This window comes from Arthrobacter sp. 05N33_2 (assembly GCF_056397425.1).
Map to the genome: position 1 here is coordinate 245069 of NZ_JBFTNJ010000001.1, position 14610 is coordinate 259678.

15 protein-coding genes are annotated in these 14610 nt (G+C 68.5%); 6 read left to right on the top strand and 9 right to left on the bottom strand.

Going from position 1 to position 14610, the window contains the following annotated elements; translation table 11 throughout:
• Positions 1–92 precede the first annotated feature (92 nt).
• Positions 93–1742 carry a phosphoglucomutase (alpha-D-glucose-1,6-bisphosphate-dependent) gene (gene pgm / locus AC1DHX_RS01110; protein WP_243178293.1) on the top strand — a complete coding sequence of 550 codons (1650 nt, stop codon included), beginning with the start codon at positions 93–95 and terminating at the stop codon, positions 1740–1742.
• Between the two features lies 1 nt (position 1743).
• Here the strand turns inward: pgm and AC1DHX_RS01115 are convergent, their stop codons facing one another.
• From AC1DHX_RS01115 to AC1DHX_RS01125, 3 genes are all read right to left on the bottom strand, one after another.
• Positions 1744–2892 (bottom strand): GGDEF domain-containing protein, encoded by a 1149-nt coding sequence (locus tag AC1DHX_RS01115; protein WP_476859523.1) that lies wholly within the window; start codon positions 2890–2892, stop codon positions 1744–1746.
• 168 nt (positions 2893–3060) lie between these two features.
• The gene (locus tag AC1DHX_RS01120; protein WP_476859524.1) at positions 3061–3630 is read right to left on the bottom strand and encodes a hypothetical protein; all 570 of its coding nucleotides are present in this window, start codon (positions 3628–3630) and stop codon (positions 3061–3063) included.
• A 342-nt stretch (positions 3631–3972) separates the two neighbouring features.
• On the bottom strand, positions 3973–4578 hold the full coding sequence (locus AC1DHX_RS01125; protein WP_476859525.1) for a malonic semialdehyde reductase: 606 nt from the start codon (positions 4576–4578) through the stop codon (positions 3973–3975).
• A gap of 231 nt (positions 4579–4809) precedes the next feature.
• On the opposite strand from AC1DHX_RS01125, the gene AC1DHX_RS01130 reads away from it, so the two are divergent.
• Complete coding sequence (locus tag AC1DHX_RS01130; protein WP_223914722.1) at positions 4810–6165, top strand: uracil-xanthine permease family protein; 1356 nt, start codon at positions 4810–4812, stop codon at positions 6163–6165.
• Positions 6166–6295: 130 nt separating this feature from the next.
• On the opposite strand, the gene AC1DHX_RS01135 is transcribed toward AC1DHX_RS01130, so the two are convergent.
• Both AC1DHX_RS01135 and AC1DHX_RS01140 read right to left on the bottom strand, forming a co-directional pair.
• The gene (locus tag AC1DHX_RS01135; protein WP_476859526.1) at positions 6296–6817 is read right to left on the bottom strand and encodes a hypothetical protein; all 522 of its coding nucleotides are present in this window, start codon (positions 6815–6817) and stop codon (positions 6296–6298) included.
• 83 nt (positions 6818–6900) lie between these two features.
• Positions 6901–7818 (bottom strand): SDR family oxidoreductase, encoded by a 918-nt coding sequence (locus AC1DHX_RS01140; RefSeq protein ID WP_476859527.1) that lies wholly within the window; start codon positions 7816–7818, stop codon positions 6901–6903.
• A 218-nt stretch (positions 7819–8036) separates the two neighbouring features.
• Between AC1DHX_RS01140 and AC1DHX_RS01145 the strand changes: the two genes are divergently transcribed.
• Positions 8037–8537: a DUF6328 family protein gene (locus AC1DHX_RS01145; RefSeq protein WP_028275968.1), complete on the top strand. Its 501-nt coding sequence runs from the start codon at positions 8037–8039 to the stop codon at positions 8535–8537.
• A complete protein-coding gene (locus AC1DHX_RS01150) occupies positions 8534–9241 on the top strand; it encodes a DUF6766 family protein (RefSeq protein ID WP_476859528.1) in 708 nt (235 codons plus the stop codon). The genes AC1DHX_RS01145 and AC1DHX_RS01150 overlap by 4 nt, the downstream gene beginning before the upstream one ends.
• A gap of 37 nt (positions 9242–9278) precedes the next feature.
• Here the strand turns inward: AC1DHX_RS01150 and AC1DHX_RS01155 are convergent, their stop codons facing one another.
• Positions 9279–10403: a glycerate kinase gene (locus tag AC1DHX_RS01155; RefSeq protein WP_476859529.1), complete on the bottom strand. Its 1125-nt coding sequence runs from the start codon at positions 10401–10403 to the stop codon at positions 9279–9281.
• Positions 10404–10587: 184 nt separating this feature from the next.
• Here AC1DHX_RS01155 and AC1DHX_RS01160 point away from each other — a divergent pair, with 184 nt between their 5' ends.
• Together AC1DHX_RS01160 and AC1DHX_RS01165 are read left to right on the top strand one after the other, a co-directional pair.
• The gene (locus AC1DHX_RS01160; RefSeq protein WP_476859530.1) at positions 10588–11319 is read left to right on the top strand and encodes a histidine phosphatase family protein; all 732 of its coding nucleotides are present in this window, start codon (positions 10588–10590) and stop codon (positions 11317–11319) included.
• The gene (locus tag AC1DHX_RS01165) at positions 11303–12232 is read left to right on the top strand and encodes an NAD(P)H-hydrate dehydratase (RefSeq protein WP_476859531.1); all 930 of its coding nucleotides are present in this window, start codon (positions 11303–11305) and stop codon (positions 12230–12232) included. The genes AC1DHX_RS01160 and AC1DHX_RS01165 overlap by 17 nt, the downstream gene beginning before the upstream one ends.
• Before the next feature lie 13 nt (positions 12233–12245).
• Here the strand turns inward: AC1DHX_RS01165 and AC1DHX_RS01170 are convergent, their stop codons facing one another.
• From AC1DHX_RS01170 to AC1DHX_RS01180, 3 genes are all read right to left on the bottom strand, one after another.
• Positions 12246–13088 (bottom strand): glycerophosphodiester phosphodiesterase family protein, encoded by an 843-nt coding sequence (locus AC1DHX_RS01170; RefSeq protein ID WP_476859532.1) that lies wholly within the window; start codon positions 13086–13088, stop codon positions 12246–12248.
• Between the two features lie 97 nt (positions 13089–13185).
• On the bottom strand, positions 13186–13449 hold the full coding sequence (locus AC1DHX_RS01175) for a hypothetical protein (protein WP_476849936.1): 264 nt from the start codon (positions 13447–13449) through the stop codon (positions 13186–13188).
• Positions 13450–13653: 204 nt separating this feature from the next.
• Positions 13654–14472, bottom strand: a complete 819-nt coding sequence (locus AC1DHX_RS01180; RefSeq protein ID WP_476859533.1) for an HAD family hydrolase — start codon at positions 14470–14472, stop codon at positions 13654–13656.
• Positions 14473–14610 lie beyond the last annotated feature (138 nt).

Genomic DNA, 14610 nt, shown 5'->3' on the forward strand with positions numbered 1-14610 from the left:
GACCGGGCCTATTGGCTGGTTTTCTTTCGTCACAGGAGCGGGTTTGGCGCGAAACCGTGTTGCACCCCGCCCTCGTCTGGCATGCTGGTGCCATGGCTAGCCGCGCGGGCACAGTTGCCCAACCCCAAGACCTTGTTGACCTCACTGCGCTTTTGGATGCGTACTACGACGTTTCGCCGGACCTTTCGGACCCGGGCCAGCGGGTGGCCTTCGGCACCTCCGGGCATCGGGGATCGAGCCTGAAGGCGTCCTTCAACGAACCCCACATCCTCGCCATCACGCAGGCGATCGTGGAATACCGGGCAGGCCAGGGCATCACCGGCCCCCTCTACATGGCCAAGGACACCCATGGCCTGAGCGAGCCCGCACAAAACTCCGCCCTCGAGGTGCTGGCCGCCAACGGCGTGCACGTCCTCATCGACGCCCGCCACGGCTACACGCCCACCCCTGCCCTGAGCCACGCCATCCTGACGCACAACCGCAATGCCGCCCCTGGCGCGCCGCAGGCCGACGGCATCGTGGTGACCCCCAGCCACAACCCCCCGGGCGACGGCGGATTCAAGTACAACCCTCCGCACGGCGGCCCCGCGGACACCGACGCCACCGGCTGGATCGCCAACCGCGCCAACGAGCTGCTGGAAAACGGCCTGCGCGGCGTCAAGCGGATTCCGGTGGCCGAGGCACTGGCCGCCGGGACCACCGGCAAGTTCGACTTCCTGAGCAGCTACGTCGACGACCTCCCCTCCGTACTGGATCTCAACGCGATCCGCGAGGCGGGCGTCCGGATCGGCGCCGACCCGATGGGCGGAGCGTCGGTGGACTACTGGGGCGAGATCGGTGAGCGCCACCACCTGAACCTCACCGTGGTCAACCCCACCGTCGACCCGCAGTGGGCTTTCATGACGCTGGACTGGGACGAGAAGATCCGGATGGATTGCTCCTCGCCGTCGGCGATGGCGTCCCTGATCAACCGCATGTCCGACGGCGCCAAGTTCGACGTCGCCACAGGCAACGACGCCGATGCCGACCGCCACGGGATCGTCACCCCGGACGGCGGGCTGATGAACCCGAACCACTACCTCGCCGTCGCCATCGATTATCTGTACCGGCACCGGACCGGCTGGAACCCGCAGTCCGTGATCGGCAAGACCCTGGTTTCCTCATCCATCATCGACCGCGTGGCCGAGAGCCTGGGCCGCAAACTTGTTGAAGTGCCCGTGGGCTTCAAGTGGTTCGTCCCCGGGCTGCTGTCCGGAGAGGGCGCCTTCGGCGGCGAGGAATCCGCCGGTGCCTCCTTTAACAAGATGGACGGGAGTGTCTGGACCACCGACAAGGATGGCATCCTGCTGGCTCTGCTGGCCTCGGAGATCACGGCGGTGACGGGCAAATCACCGTCGCAGCTGTACAAGGGCCTCACCGACCAGTTCGGCGACCCCGTCTACGCCCGGATCGACGCGGCCGCCACCCGGGAGCAGAAGGCGGCGCTGGGCAAGCTCTCGCCGTCGGACGTCACCGCGACCGAACTGGCCGGCGAAACGATCACGGCCAAACTGACCGAGGCGCCGGGCAACGGCGCCGCGATTGGCGGCCTCAAGGTCGTTACCGAAAACGCCTGGTTCGCGGCCCGGCCCTCCGGCACGGAAGACGTCTACAAGATCTACGCCGAGTCCTTCAAGGGTGCCGAGCACCTCAAGCAGGTCCAGGCCGAGGCGAAGGCGCTGGTGGACGGGGTTATCTCGTAGTTCAGCCGCCGGTGGCCAACTCGGCGCGGTCCCTGCCAAGCGTCTTTGCCTGGTAGAGGGCCGCGTCGGCCGAGATCACTGCGGCATCGAGGCCGCCCGGGCCGGCGCCGGTGGACGCGATGCCGTAGCTCACGGTGGGCAGCCGGGGAATGACTGCGGAGCCGGATTGATGGAGCCGGACGCTGATGTCGGCAGCGATTTCCCGTGCCCGGTCCGGCGTGACGCCAGGCAGCAGGAGGATGAATTCCTCGCCGCCGTAACGGCCCACGAGGTCGGTGGAGCGGACGGTGCCGGAGCAGGCCCTGGCAAAGGCCTGCAGAGCGGAGTCTCCGGCCGAGTGGCCGAACTGATCGTTGATGGCCTTGAAGTGGTCCAGGTCCGCGAGGATGATCGATGCCGTGGTGCCGGTCCGGCGCAAACGGCGGAGTTCGTTTTCGGCGAGGTCCAGGAACGCAGAACGGTTGAGCAGGCCCGTGAGGCCGTCCACGGTGGCCCGTGCCCGGAGATCCTGGGTCTGCTGTTCGTAGCTCAGCTCGGCCATGGTGAAGGAAGCAACCACGAGCGTGATCGTCGAGAAGACGGTCATGGGGACGGAGCCGAACACCGATGTGAAGACGGCACCGTCCGGTCCGTTCGCCAGGAAAGCGACGAGGCGGCCCAGGTAGAACACGGCCAGGATGCCGGCGCCCACGGCGAGGGGACGGTGGACGCGCGAGTAGTCGCGCTCGAGCAGGAACAGCTCCCGGGATGCCAGGCCGATCAACACGGCCATGAATCCCAGGTACACCGGGCCTCCCGCCCAGACGTTGGTGGCCGGGTGGCCGAGGAAGGAAGCGACGGCGGTGGCGGCAGGACCGGCCGCGAGCTGCCAAGGCCGGAGGGAGGGGGCACGGAGGGATCGTCCGCCGGCCCAGATGCTGGCGGCACCGGCGACCAGCAGGACGTTGCCGGCAGGGATGGCCCACCCCTGCTGCGCCGTACCCTCCAGCAGGTACGCGGCGTTGCCGACCAGGAACAGCAGGAGCGCCATGCACCACCAGCCGCTGTAGTGCGACCGGGTGCGCCGGAACGTAATGAAGTAGAAAAGCATGAGCAGTGTGAGATCGACAAGCGCCAAGGCAACCCGCAGTGTCGCGGCGTCAAGCATCATTTAGTGGTCCCCCCGGTCCGCTGTGACTTGCCCGAAATACTCACTTCGTCTTCGAATTACCGTCGAATGGCTGCCGAAGTTGACCCAAGTATGGCACCCGCTCCGCAAGAATCCAGCGCCGGCGTCGCGGATATGACGTCGTGGCCTCCCAAGACGCCGTTCTGGCGCCTACGCCTGGCCGACAGTCCACAACTTCAGGATCCGGCGAGTGGCGTGCCCGCCGTCGGGCGCCATGTCCACGAGCGCTATTCGGTCAAGCGCGAACGTGTCCCCCTGCCGGAGCCGTTTGTCGCCGTGGTGCGAGACGTGCGGCCGGTACCCCTCCTGAGTGTAGGCAGGCGTGGAGATCCGGCCGGGCAGCTGATCCACGATCCGGACCAGCTCGTTGTGGAGGACCTGCAGCTCATTGCTGGGTTCAATCAGGTTGACCGGGATTGACCCTGCGCGCCCGAACCCGGCTTCGCCGCCCACGCTGATCCGGCAGCCCAGGGCAGCGGCCACCGGGTCCGCCATGAGGGCGGCGATGTGGTCGGCGAGCGGATCGCCCGCGGCCGGCGGCGTGCCCGGCCCGGGTTCGGCGCGGGTTTCCTGGCCGGGTTCGACGACGCCGGACTTCACGACGCCGGCCTTGACCACGTCGAACTTGACCATGGTGAGATGCAGCGGCCAGTCATCCCGGGGAAACTCGAGCCCTTCGGCTACCGGTTCCACGAAGGCCACCGCGATCAGGTTCCGCATGGGAAAAGTGTGCCACGCCGCGGCGCCTCCGGGGCCGGGCGGGCGCCGCAAACTCACAGTGCCGGCGGCGACGGCGCGGACTAAAATGGGAAGTGGCCCTGGGTGTGGGCCTTGCGCTGAACCGCAGAATCGCATCCCGCGTGCCTCCGGCCTGTCCCCCATGGTGCCGGAGGCACCTCCGCGGGAGGACAGTGCCGCAGGCACCTCCGCGGGATTACAGTGCCGGAGAACGGCGCCGCAGGCACCTCCGCGAAAGGACAGTGCCGGAGGCACCTCCGCGGGAGGACAGCGCCGCAGGCACCTCCGCGAAAGGACAGTGCCGGAGAACGGCGCCGCAGGCTGTTAGACGGTGCGGACGACGTCCTCGTAGGCGAATTTCGGCTTGGCTTCGCCCCAGGCGTCTGCCCCGGGCTGGCCGATGTTGACCACCAGGAAGCTCTTCTGGCTCCCGTCGGGGAAGAACGCAGCGTCGATCTTGGCGAAGTCGGCACCGGTCATGGGACCTGCCGCGAGGCCCAGGGTGCGGACCGCGAGGATGAAGTAGCCGGCCTGCAGGTGGGCGTTGTTGTTGCCCGTGGCCGCGGCGAGATCCGGCGCGGCGTCATACATGGCCTTGGGGGCGTTGTAGCCGGGAAGGAACGCGTCCCACTGCTCCTGCCACGCGGTGTCGTAGCTCAGGACCGCGACGAGCGGCGCTGATGCCGTCTTGGCGCGGTTTCCGGCGGCCAGCGCATCAACAAGCGTGGCGCGGGCTTCGTCGGAGCGCACGTACGTAACGCGCAGCGGCTGGGAGTTGAACGCCGTGGGGCCGAACTTCGTCAGTTCGTAAATCGCGCGGGCCTGCTCGTCGGTGACGGCGCCGGTGAAGGCGTTCGCCGTGCGGGCTTCGGCAAAGATGGCGTCGACGGCGGCTGCCTCGATTACTGCTTCATCGTGGGCGAGTGTCATGGGCATCCCTTTCGCTGGGCCGGCGCACTCTTGGGCGGCCGGCGTCTCCTGCTGTCAATAGTTGCAACTTCAACGGACGGCGCCTGCTTCCCGCTGCGTCCTGTGACGTCGGGCACACCGGACCGGCCCGCAGCACGCCGGCCCGACGGGACGGCCGGTAAATGCTGCGCGGTAAAGTTGCTCGGGAAGATTCCTTCCCGCCCGCCCCACATTCTCTGAAAGGCTCCCGGCATGAGCATGCTCGGCACCAAATGGAAGCTCCACGGCAACGGCAAGTCCGTCCGCCCCGGTGAGGTCGTCAGGCCGGATGAGCGGCTCACCTGGCCCCTGACGGTAGGGATCGGGATGCAGCATGTTGTGGCCATGTTCGGTGCTACCTTCCTAGTCCCGATCATCACGGGCATGCCGCCAGCCACCACCCTGTTCTTCTCCGGCATTGGCACGCTCCTGTTCCTGGTCATCACGCAGGGACGGGTGCCCAGCTACCTCGGTTCCAGCTTCGCGTTCATCGCGCCGATCATGGCTTCCCAGCAGCAGTTCGGCGTCCCCGGGGCACTCGGCGGCGTGGTCTTGGCGGGCGCGACCCTCGCCGTCGTCGGCGCCGTAGTGCAGAAGTTCGGCGCCGGCTGGATCAACCGAGTCATGCCGCCGATCGTGACCGGCGCGATCGTGGCGCTGATCGGCCTGAACCTGGCACCCGCGGCGAAGGCCAACTTCGACCAGGCCCCCGTCACCGCCTTCATCACCCTGGCCGTCATCATCGTGGTCAGCGTGTTGTTCCGCGGCATGCTGGGCCGGCTGAGCATCCTGGTGGGTGTCCTGGTGGGCTACCTTGTTGCGATGATCCGGGGCGAGGTGGACTTCTCCAAGGTGGACAGTGCTGGGTGGGTGGGCCTGCCGCATTTCCAGACCCCCGAATTCCACCTGGGCGTCGTGGGCCTCTTCGTGCCGGTCGTACTGGTGCTGGTGGCAGAGAACATCGGCCACGTGAAATCCGTGTCCGCCATGACGGGGCAGAACCTCGACGGCGTCTCCGGCCGCGCGCTGCTGGCCGACGGCGCCGCCACCGTACTTGCCGGTCTTGGCGGTGGGTCCGGGACGACCACCTACGCCGAGAACATCGGCGTCATGGCCGCCACCAAGGTGTATTCGACGGCGGCGTACTGGGTGGCCGGCGCCTTCGCTGTGATCCTGAGCTTCTCGCCGAAGTTTGGCGAGCTTATCGCCACCGTCCCCGCCGGCGTCCTGGGCGGCGCGGCCACGATGCTGTACGGCATGATCGGCGTGCTGGGCGTGAAAATCTGGGTCCAGAACAAGGTGAACTTCTCCAACTCGATCAACCTGACCACGGCCGCCGTCGCCCTGATTGTCGGGATTGCCGACTACACCTGGACCATCGGCGACTTGAAGTTCACCGGGATTGCGCTCGGCTCGGCCGCGGCCCTGGTGATCTACCACGGCATGAAGGCGATCGCGAAGGTGCGCGGCACGGTGGCCGAACCGGAAACCGAAGATTCCGCGCCGGCCGCAGCTTCGACGGCCGCGGTCAAGGCAGCCGTCAAGCGCTCCCCCAAGAAGCGCCGCTAAAGAACGCCGCCCGGAAGCGCGCGGCGAGCGGGCAATCCAGCAGACGAGAAAGGCCGGACTCCGCCCAAGGGCAGGAGTCCGGCCTTTTCGCTGTCACGGCCGGCAGCGCCGGGGCGCGACGGGCCTGGGACTAGCCGGCGTCGAAGGCGTTCTTGTCATCGTCGCGGTCCTTCGGCGACTTGTTCTCCGGCAGGTCCGTCCCGGAGCCGTCCGGCAGCCCCGCCGCGTCCTGTCCGGACTCAGAGGAGAAGGGCCGCCCGGCGTCGGGCTCTTCCGTGTTGGCACCGTCCATCTCCGCTTCCGACGACGGCACTGCCGTCTCGGAATTCTCCGAGGCGTCCGGGTCGAAGCCGGGGGTTGCGCTGGCGTTTTCTGAACTCATTTGTTCCTCCGCTCCTCCGAAGCGTCCTGCTCCGGGTTCTCCTGCACTGTCTTGGTCTTCTGCACCGAACTGGCTCAGGTCCGGCGCGCCGGCCGGATACGTCTCGCCGTCGGGGCTGTCCTGGTTCAGCCCGGCGGCGTCGAAGGCCTCCTCCTCGCGGGGCTGGGCAAATTTCTTCCCATCGCCGCCCATCTCCTGCTCGGCGGTCGGCGTGCCGTAGCCGCCCGCTTCCTCGGTGACGGACTTGGGATCCTGCTGGTTTTCAGTCATGTCATTCCTCCTGGTACTGGAAACTGGTGCTGGAAATGCGACTAGCTGGCAGTGGACGGGTCCGGAGCGGGTTCAGAGCGGGTTCAGAGACCCTTGCCTCCGGTGACCGGAAGCACGGCTCCGGAAATGTAGGAACCGTGGTCGGAGGCGAGAAGGACATAGGCGGCCGCGAGCTCCGCCGGCTGCCCCGCCCGCTGCAGGGGCGTGTCCTGGCCGAAGGACGGGAGCTTGTCGGGCCATTCGGTGGCCGGAATCAGCGGTGTCCAGATGGGACCCGGGGCCACGGCGTTGACCCTGATCCCCTTGGGTCCGAGCTCCTGGGCCAGGGCTTTGGTGAAAGCCACCTGGGCCGCCTTGGTCATGGCGTAGTCAATGAGTTCCGGGGACGGGTTGAAGGCCTGGATTGACGCCGTGGTGATGATCGACGCACCCGCTTCCAGATGCGGGACCGCGGCACGGGCCGTCCAGAGCAGGGAGTACAGATTGGTTTTGAAAACGCGATCAAACTCTTCGGTGGGCAGTGATTCGAAGCTCTCGCGGTTCTTCTGGTAGGCCGCATTGAGCACCAGGACGTCGAGGCGCCCGAATTCGGCCAGCGTCGCCTTCACGATGTCCGCCGCGAAGTCCTCGCTGCGGCCGTCGCCGGGGAGCAGCAGGGCCTTGCGGCCGGCCTTTCGGATCCACTCGGCGGTGTCCTGCGCGTCGTCTTCTTCCTCCGGCAGGTAGGAGATGGCGACGTCGGCCCCCTCCCGGGCGAAGGCGATCGCCACCGCCCTGCCGATTCCGGAGTCGCCGCCCGTGATCAGGGCGGCCTTGCCGCTCAGGGCACCGCTGCCGCGGTAGCTTTCCTCGCCGTGGTCCGGCTTGGGCTCCATGGGCGCGGTGAGGCCGGGCTGCTTCTGGACCTGTTCCGGGAACGGGCCGGAATGGTAGCCGGCGCGCGGATCGCGCGGCTGTTCGGGCTGCTTGGGCTGATCCTGCCGTTCGCTTGAGTCGCTCATAGTCCGCCTTACAACGTGTCGGTTTCCAGGATGTTCATCGATCCCGTGTGGCCGGGGCCCGCTGAATCCATCCCAGCGAAGTAATCAGTTTCTACCCTAACTACAATATCGTCAGCAAGCTTAGTACCAACTTGTTTTTGGCAACTCTCAAGCCTAGGTTGAGGGTGGGGCCGCATGTTGTGGCGGCCTTGGTTTCAGGATTTTGCGGAGGAGTACCGATGACCGGCCCAGTAGTGCCGAAGAACGACGGCAGGGACGAGTCCGTTGCGGAGCGGATGGACCGCAACTGGGTCGAACTGCTGCAGGAACTGCGCGTACTGCAGACCGGCGTCCAGATTCTCGCCGGCTTCCTCCTGACGCTGCCGTTCCAGTCGCGCTTCGAGACGCTCGATGACTACCAGACCCGCCTGTATCTCGCCAACGTCGTCCTGGCCGCCCTGACCACGGCCACGATCCTGCTGCCCGTGAGCGTGCACCGCCGGCTGTTCCGGCAAGGGCTGAAGCAGGCCCTCGTGAGCAGCGCGGACATCATCGTCAGGTTTTCGTTGACCGGGGTGGGGCTGCTGAGCGTGGGCACCACCTCACTGATCTTCGATGTCACCGTAGGCCGGACGGCGGGCGTGATCGCCGGCGTCGGACTGCTCGCCGTGCTGGTGCTGCTGCTGGTACTTGTCCCTGCCTGGATCCGTCGACGGGCCCGCAAAGAGGAGTCGCTATGACAAACGTTTCACATGAGCGCCACACCGCAGGCACCGGAACCATGGGCAAGTGGGTCAAGGAACATGGACTGCTTCTGGCCAACATCGGGCTGTTCGTCGTGTTTTTCGGCGGCATGGTCCTGAGCGGGGCAAGCACCTACAGCGACGAGCAGCTTGCCCACGGCGAACCTGCCGTGACCGTCCTGCAGTACCTTGGCACCGGGAACTTCCTGGAGGCGACTTTCGAGAACTGGGAGTCGGAATTCCTGCAGATGGGCATGTACGTCATCCTCACCGTCTTCCTGTTCCAGAAAGGGTCCTCCGAGTCCAAGCCGGTGGGCCGGACCGCCCCGCAAGACGAGGATCCCCGGCAGGCAAAGCTCAAGGAGTCCACGCCGTGGCCGGTGCGGCGCGGCGGCTGGGTCCTCAAGCTCTATGAACACTCGCTTTCGATCATGTTCCTCCTGCTGTTCCTGGCGTCGATCGCCCTGCACGCGGTTGGCGGCGCGGAGGACTACAACAGTGACCAGCAGGCGCACGGCAAGCCCACCGTGACGGTGCTGGGCTATCTGGCGACGAGCCGATTCTGGTTCGAGTCCTTCCAGAACTGGCAAAGCGAGTTCCTCGCCGTGGCGGTCCTGGTGGGCGCCTCGGTATACCTGCGCGAGAAGGGCTCCCCCGAGTCCAAACCCGTGGCCGAACCGCACTATGAGACCGGCGCCTAGACGGCAGGCCGGCCGGCACGGGCGTCAGGAAGGCGCGTCAGGCGCCTTCGAGGACCTGGCTGGTGACCCAGGTGAGGTACTTTGCGGCGTTTGCTACTGCGTCCTGGGGGCTGCCGGCGACGTCCAGCAGCTGCGCCGCGGCCACCACGCCGTGACGGGCAAGGTCCTCCGGGGTGACGAGGATCCGGCCGGCCACCACGACCACCGGAATGCCAAGGGCCTGGGCGGCATCGGCGAGGGCAATCGGCGCCTTGCCTGCCAGCGATTGGCTGTCCATGGAGCCTTCCCCGGTGATGACCAAATCAGCCACCGCGAGTTTCGCGTCCAGCCCGGTGAGACCGGCCACCAGCTCGAAGCCGCCTTCCAGGGCGGCCGTGCTGAAGGCCAGGAACGACGCCGGGAACCCGCCGGCCGCCCCGGCCCCGGGCACGTTGACGTCCCGGCCGGTACTCTGGCGCAGGACCGAAGCCCAGTTGCGCAGGCCGGCGTCGAGCAGTTCCACCGCATCGGCGTCGGCGCCTTTTTGCGGTCCGAACACGTGTGCCGCGCCGTCACTGCCGAACAGCGGGTTTTGGACGTCGACGGCGATCCTGAACTTCACCCCGGCCAGCCGCGGGTCCAGGCCGCTGATGTCCACGGACGCGACGTCGGCAAGCGACCCGCCGCCGAGGGGCACCACGTTGCCGGCGGCGTCCAACGGCTTGAGTCCGAGGGCGCGGAGGGCCCCGCTGCCGCCGTCGCTCATGGCCGAACCGCCTACGCCCAGCACGATTTCCGTGGCACCGGCGTCCAGTGCGGCGGCGATCAGCTGGCCGCAGCCGTAGCTGTGGGCGCGCAGGGCGTTGGCCGGTGTGGGCTCCATGTGCGCCAGCCCTGAGGCCTGCGCCGTTTCAATCACCGCGGTGGCGCCGCCGAAAGCATCCGCCCGGATGGCCCACGCGGCACCGATCGGGGCCAGGATCGGGCCGACGACCGCGTTGAGCCGTTCCTCGTAGCCGGCCGCGACGGCCGCCTCGAGGGTTCCTTCGCCGCCGTCGGCCACCGGGAACTGGATGGCGTCGGCCTCGGGGTAGACGCGGAGGGCGCCTTCGGCAATGGCCGCGGCGGCTTCGACGGCGGTGAGGGAACCCTTGAACTTGTCCGGGGCGATGAGGATGCGCATGGCTCTATCCTGCCAGCCCGGCGGCCCCGGTGTTGCTCGATCGCCGGTGCAGGGGACAAATCCGCGCCACCGGGAGTAACCTTTCTGCCACACATATTCCAGCCCGGGCCCGCCCGGCAGAGGACGACGTTGGAAAGCAACGGATAGGGGGACGGTGAGCCACTATGGACACGGCGTTCCGGGCGTGAGCGAGTTACTGCTCGTGCGGCACGGTGAAAGCCAGGGCAACGTTGCCGCCACGCTGGCTCAGCAGGCCGGCGCGCATGTCATTGACGTCCCGGCCCGGGACGCGGACGTCGGATTGTCGGACACGGGACGGGAGCAGGCGCTGGCCCTGGGCAGACTCCTCGCCGGCTACCCGGACGGCCGGCGCACGCCAGTCTGGTCCTCGCCCTACCTGCGCGCACGCCAGACCGCGGAACTCGCCGTCCAGACCGGCGGCTGGCAAACATCTATCCTGATCGATGAGCGGCTGCGCGACCGTGAGCTCGGCATCCTGGACATGCTCACTTCGGCCGGGGTGGAAGCCCGCCTCCCGGAGGAGGCCGGCCGGCGGCGGTGGCTCGGCAAGTTCTACTACCGTCCCCCGGGCGGCGAGTCCTGGGCGGACGTCGTGCTCCGGCTTCGCTCGCTGCTCGCCGACCTCGACACCAGGCATCCGGGCGGGGGCGTCCTGTTGGTCTGCCACGATGCCGTGATCCTGCTCATCCGCTACATCCTGGAGGGGCTCTCGGAGGAGCAGCTGCTGGACATCGCGGCCGCGTCCACCATCCTCAACGCCTCCGTCAGCCGCTTCATCCGGCCCGGCGGCCGGGGGGAATGGCAGCTGGAGGGGTTCAATATGGCCGACCACCTCACGAGCGAAGGTGTCCCGGTAACCCAGCACTCGGGAGACGCCGATGTCCACCCCCGCTAACTCCCGGCAAGCGAAACGCCGCCCCCAGGCCGAGGCCGTCACCCCTGCTTTGCTGCGGGCCTGGCCGCTCCCCGACGGCGGCTCCGGAAAGGATGACCGCGGCTCCGTGCTGGTGATCGGCGGCGCGCGCAAGACGCCCGGAGCGGCGTTGCTCGCCGGCGTCGCCGCCCTCCGCGCGGGCGCTGGCCGGCTGACCCTGGCCGTGGCGGAGTCCGTGGCGGTGCCGCTCGCCATCGCCCTGCCCGAAGCCGGCGTCCTTGGCTTGCCGGAAACGACGGCCGGGACCGTGGTCGGTTCCGCCGCCGGGTCCCTGGCCGCCGAGCTGGAAACCGCCGACGCCGTCCTGGTGGGGCCGGGCCTGGACGACAAGGACCAGACCACGGCGCTGCTGCGCGAACTCCTTCAGGCCGCCCCGGGCAGCCCGCCGTGCATTGTCCTGGATGCTTTTGCCCTGGCCAGCGTCCCGGAGCTCGAAGCCGAACTGGCGCCGTGGGCCGGCCGGCTGATCCTGACCCCGAACGTCACGGAGGCGGGCATCCTGCTCGGGCGGGAGGTCGAGGACCTGCACCGCCAGCTCCCTGAGGTTGCCGACAAATACGGGGCCGTGGTCACGTGTCAGGGGGCCATCGCAGAACCCCGCAGCACCGGCAGGGCTGCCACGTCCGGGGCCGGCCTCTGGGAGATCACCACAGGGCACAGCGGGCTGGGCACCTCGGGCAGCGGGGATGTCCTCTCCGGCGCCATCACCGGCCTCCGCGCCAGGGGAACGGGCAACGCGCAGGCCGCCTGCTGGGGAACGCATCTGCATGCTGCGGCCGGAGACCGCCTTGCCAGCCGGCTGGGCGGCCTGGGCTATCTCGCCCGGGAGCTCACCGACGAATTGCCGCCACTCATGATGGAACTCTCCGCCTGAGCGGAGCGACCCTTCAGGACCAGGTCCCGCGCTCCTGGAGGACCGATTTGAGCAGGTCCGCGCGGTCCGTGACAATCCCGTCGACGCCAAGGTCAAGCAACCGGTGCATTTCCGCGGGCTCGTTGATTGTCCAGACGTGGACCTGCAGCCCGTGCCGGTGTGCCCGCCGGATGAAGCCCGGCGTCACCACAGGCACGGCGCCGTAGCGGACGGGGACCTGCAGGGCGTGGACTCCGCGCAGTGCCCGGCGCACCACGGCGGACATCAGCGGCGTCGGCAGCACGGGGCCCAGCAGGACGAACACGGCGTTGGACACGATGCCGGCCGAGCTCGCGGCGGGACGGCTCAGCTGCTTCAGCACTGCCCGGCGCCGCCGGTCCGAGAAACTGGCCACCAGCACGCGGTCGTGCAGTCCGTGGCGTTCGATCGCCGAGGCCAGGGTGCCCACGGAGTTCCAGTCCTTGACGTCGATATTGAGCCGGACGTCCGGGAAAGCAGCGATCAACTCATCGAACCGCGGGATCGGTTCGGTCCCGCCGATCCTGGCCCGGGCCACGGTTGAGGCCGGAAGGTCAGCGATTTGGCCCCGGCCCTCTGTGATCCGGTCCAGGGTCTTGTCGTGGAAGAGCACCAACACGCCGTCGGCCGTGGTGTGCACGTCCGTCTCCAGATGCCGGAACCCGAGGTCGACGGCGGCGCGGAACGCGGCCATCGAGTTCTCCAGCCCGTCCAGCGAAAAGCCCCGGTGGGCCAGCGCCAGCGGCGCCCGGGAACCGCCCGGGGCCGGGGTGGCGGCGCCCTCCGGGCCGCCGTCGCGATCCCCGCGGGGGGCAAAGTAGGGGTGCAGGTCAGTCACTCCTGAAGCGTACCTTGGTCTGCCGGGACCGGGGCTTGGGGGGCCGGTACTGGCGGGCCGGGCCCATCCGGGCCGGGTCAGCGGGCCTCAGTGGGCCTCAGTGGGACGGGGTGTCAGGAGCCTGCTGGCGGATTTCGACGCCGTCACTGCAGTGCAGCAGCGTGCGGCCGCGGCCGCCGTCGAGGTCGACCCAGACGACGCTGTGGTCCGCCGTCACGGCGTCCACAAGCCCGCCGGTCTCAAGGCCCGGGGCGAGCCGGACGCTGACGCGGTCGCCCTGGCGCAGCTGCCTCCAGTGCCGGTCCGGTTCCACCGGGTGCAGGGGTTGTTCGTCCGTGTTGTTGATGCGGTGCCTGGCCATGATGTCCCCATTCTCGGTCAAACGTTTCGTCGCGAGCTTCCAGCCTAGGAGGCCAAGGTGAACGCCAGTTGACCGCGAGCTGGGAATCCGGTGTCCGCCGGGAACCGGGGCGGGCGTGGGGACCTGGGCCGGGGGCGGGCGTGGGGACCCGAGGCGGGTGCGTGAACCGGGGCGGGCGTGGGGCGCGGGTGCGGGGCCGGGGTTTTAGGGCAGCCGGACGCCGAGTTCGGCGAGCTTGGACTCAAGGATCTGGGCGACGCCGTCGTCGTCGAAGTGCGGGGCCTGCCGGCCGGCGGCCCGGATCGCTTCCGGGTGGCCGCTGGCCATCGCGTAGCCGTGCCCGGCCCAGCGAAGCATCTCGATGTCGTTGGGCATGTCCCCGAATGCCACCACGTCCGCGGCGCCGATGCCGAGGGACGACGCATATTCAGCCAGGGCCACGGCCTTGTTCACGCCTGGCAGGGACAGCTCGAGGAGGGCCATGTTCGGCGCCGAGTGCGTCGCGGCGGCCAGATGGGCGACGGCGGGCGTCACCTCGGCGAGGAACTCGTCGGCGGTGCCTTCGCGGACAATGGCCAGGAACTTCGCCACGGCGTCCGCCTCCGTGAGGGTGGTGTGAAGCGGGGCCGGGGTGAATTCCGCGAGCAGTTCGCTCGAGCCGTTTTCGATAAAGCCCGGTTCCAGATGGAAGCCGGTCAGGGTTTCGGCGGCAAACAGCGCGGACGGACGCAGCCGCTTGATGATGCGGCGGGCCTCGAACATGGCGTCGAGGTCCAGTGTCCGCGCCGAGAGCAGGCGGTCGGCCTCGAGGTCCCACACGACGGCGCCGTTGGAGCAGATGACCGTTCCGGCATGCCCCAGCTGGTCCTGCAGGGGGTGGAGCCAGCGCGGCGGCCGTCCGGTGACGAACACCAGTTCCAGCCCGGCGTCGCGGCAGGCGTGGAACGCGCGGACGGTCCGGTCGCTGATTTTGCCGTCATGGCCGAGGATCGTTCCGTCAATGTCACTTGCTACCAGCCGCATAGTGCCAGTCTACGTGCGCCGGGGCGGTAGGCCCTCGCGGCCGCATTCGCCGAGTTCGCCGGACCGCGTCGGGTTCGCCGGACAATCACGGCGAATTGGGGAGGTTCCGGCGAACTCGGCGACAGGGGCGACAGGGGC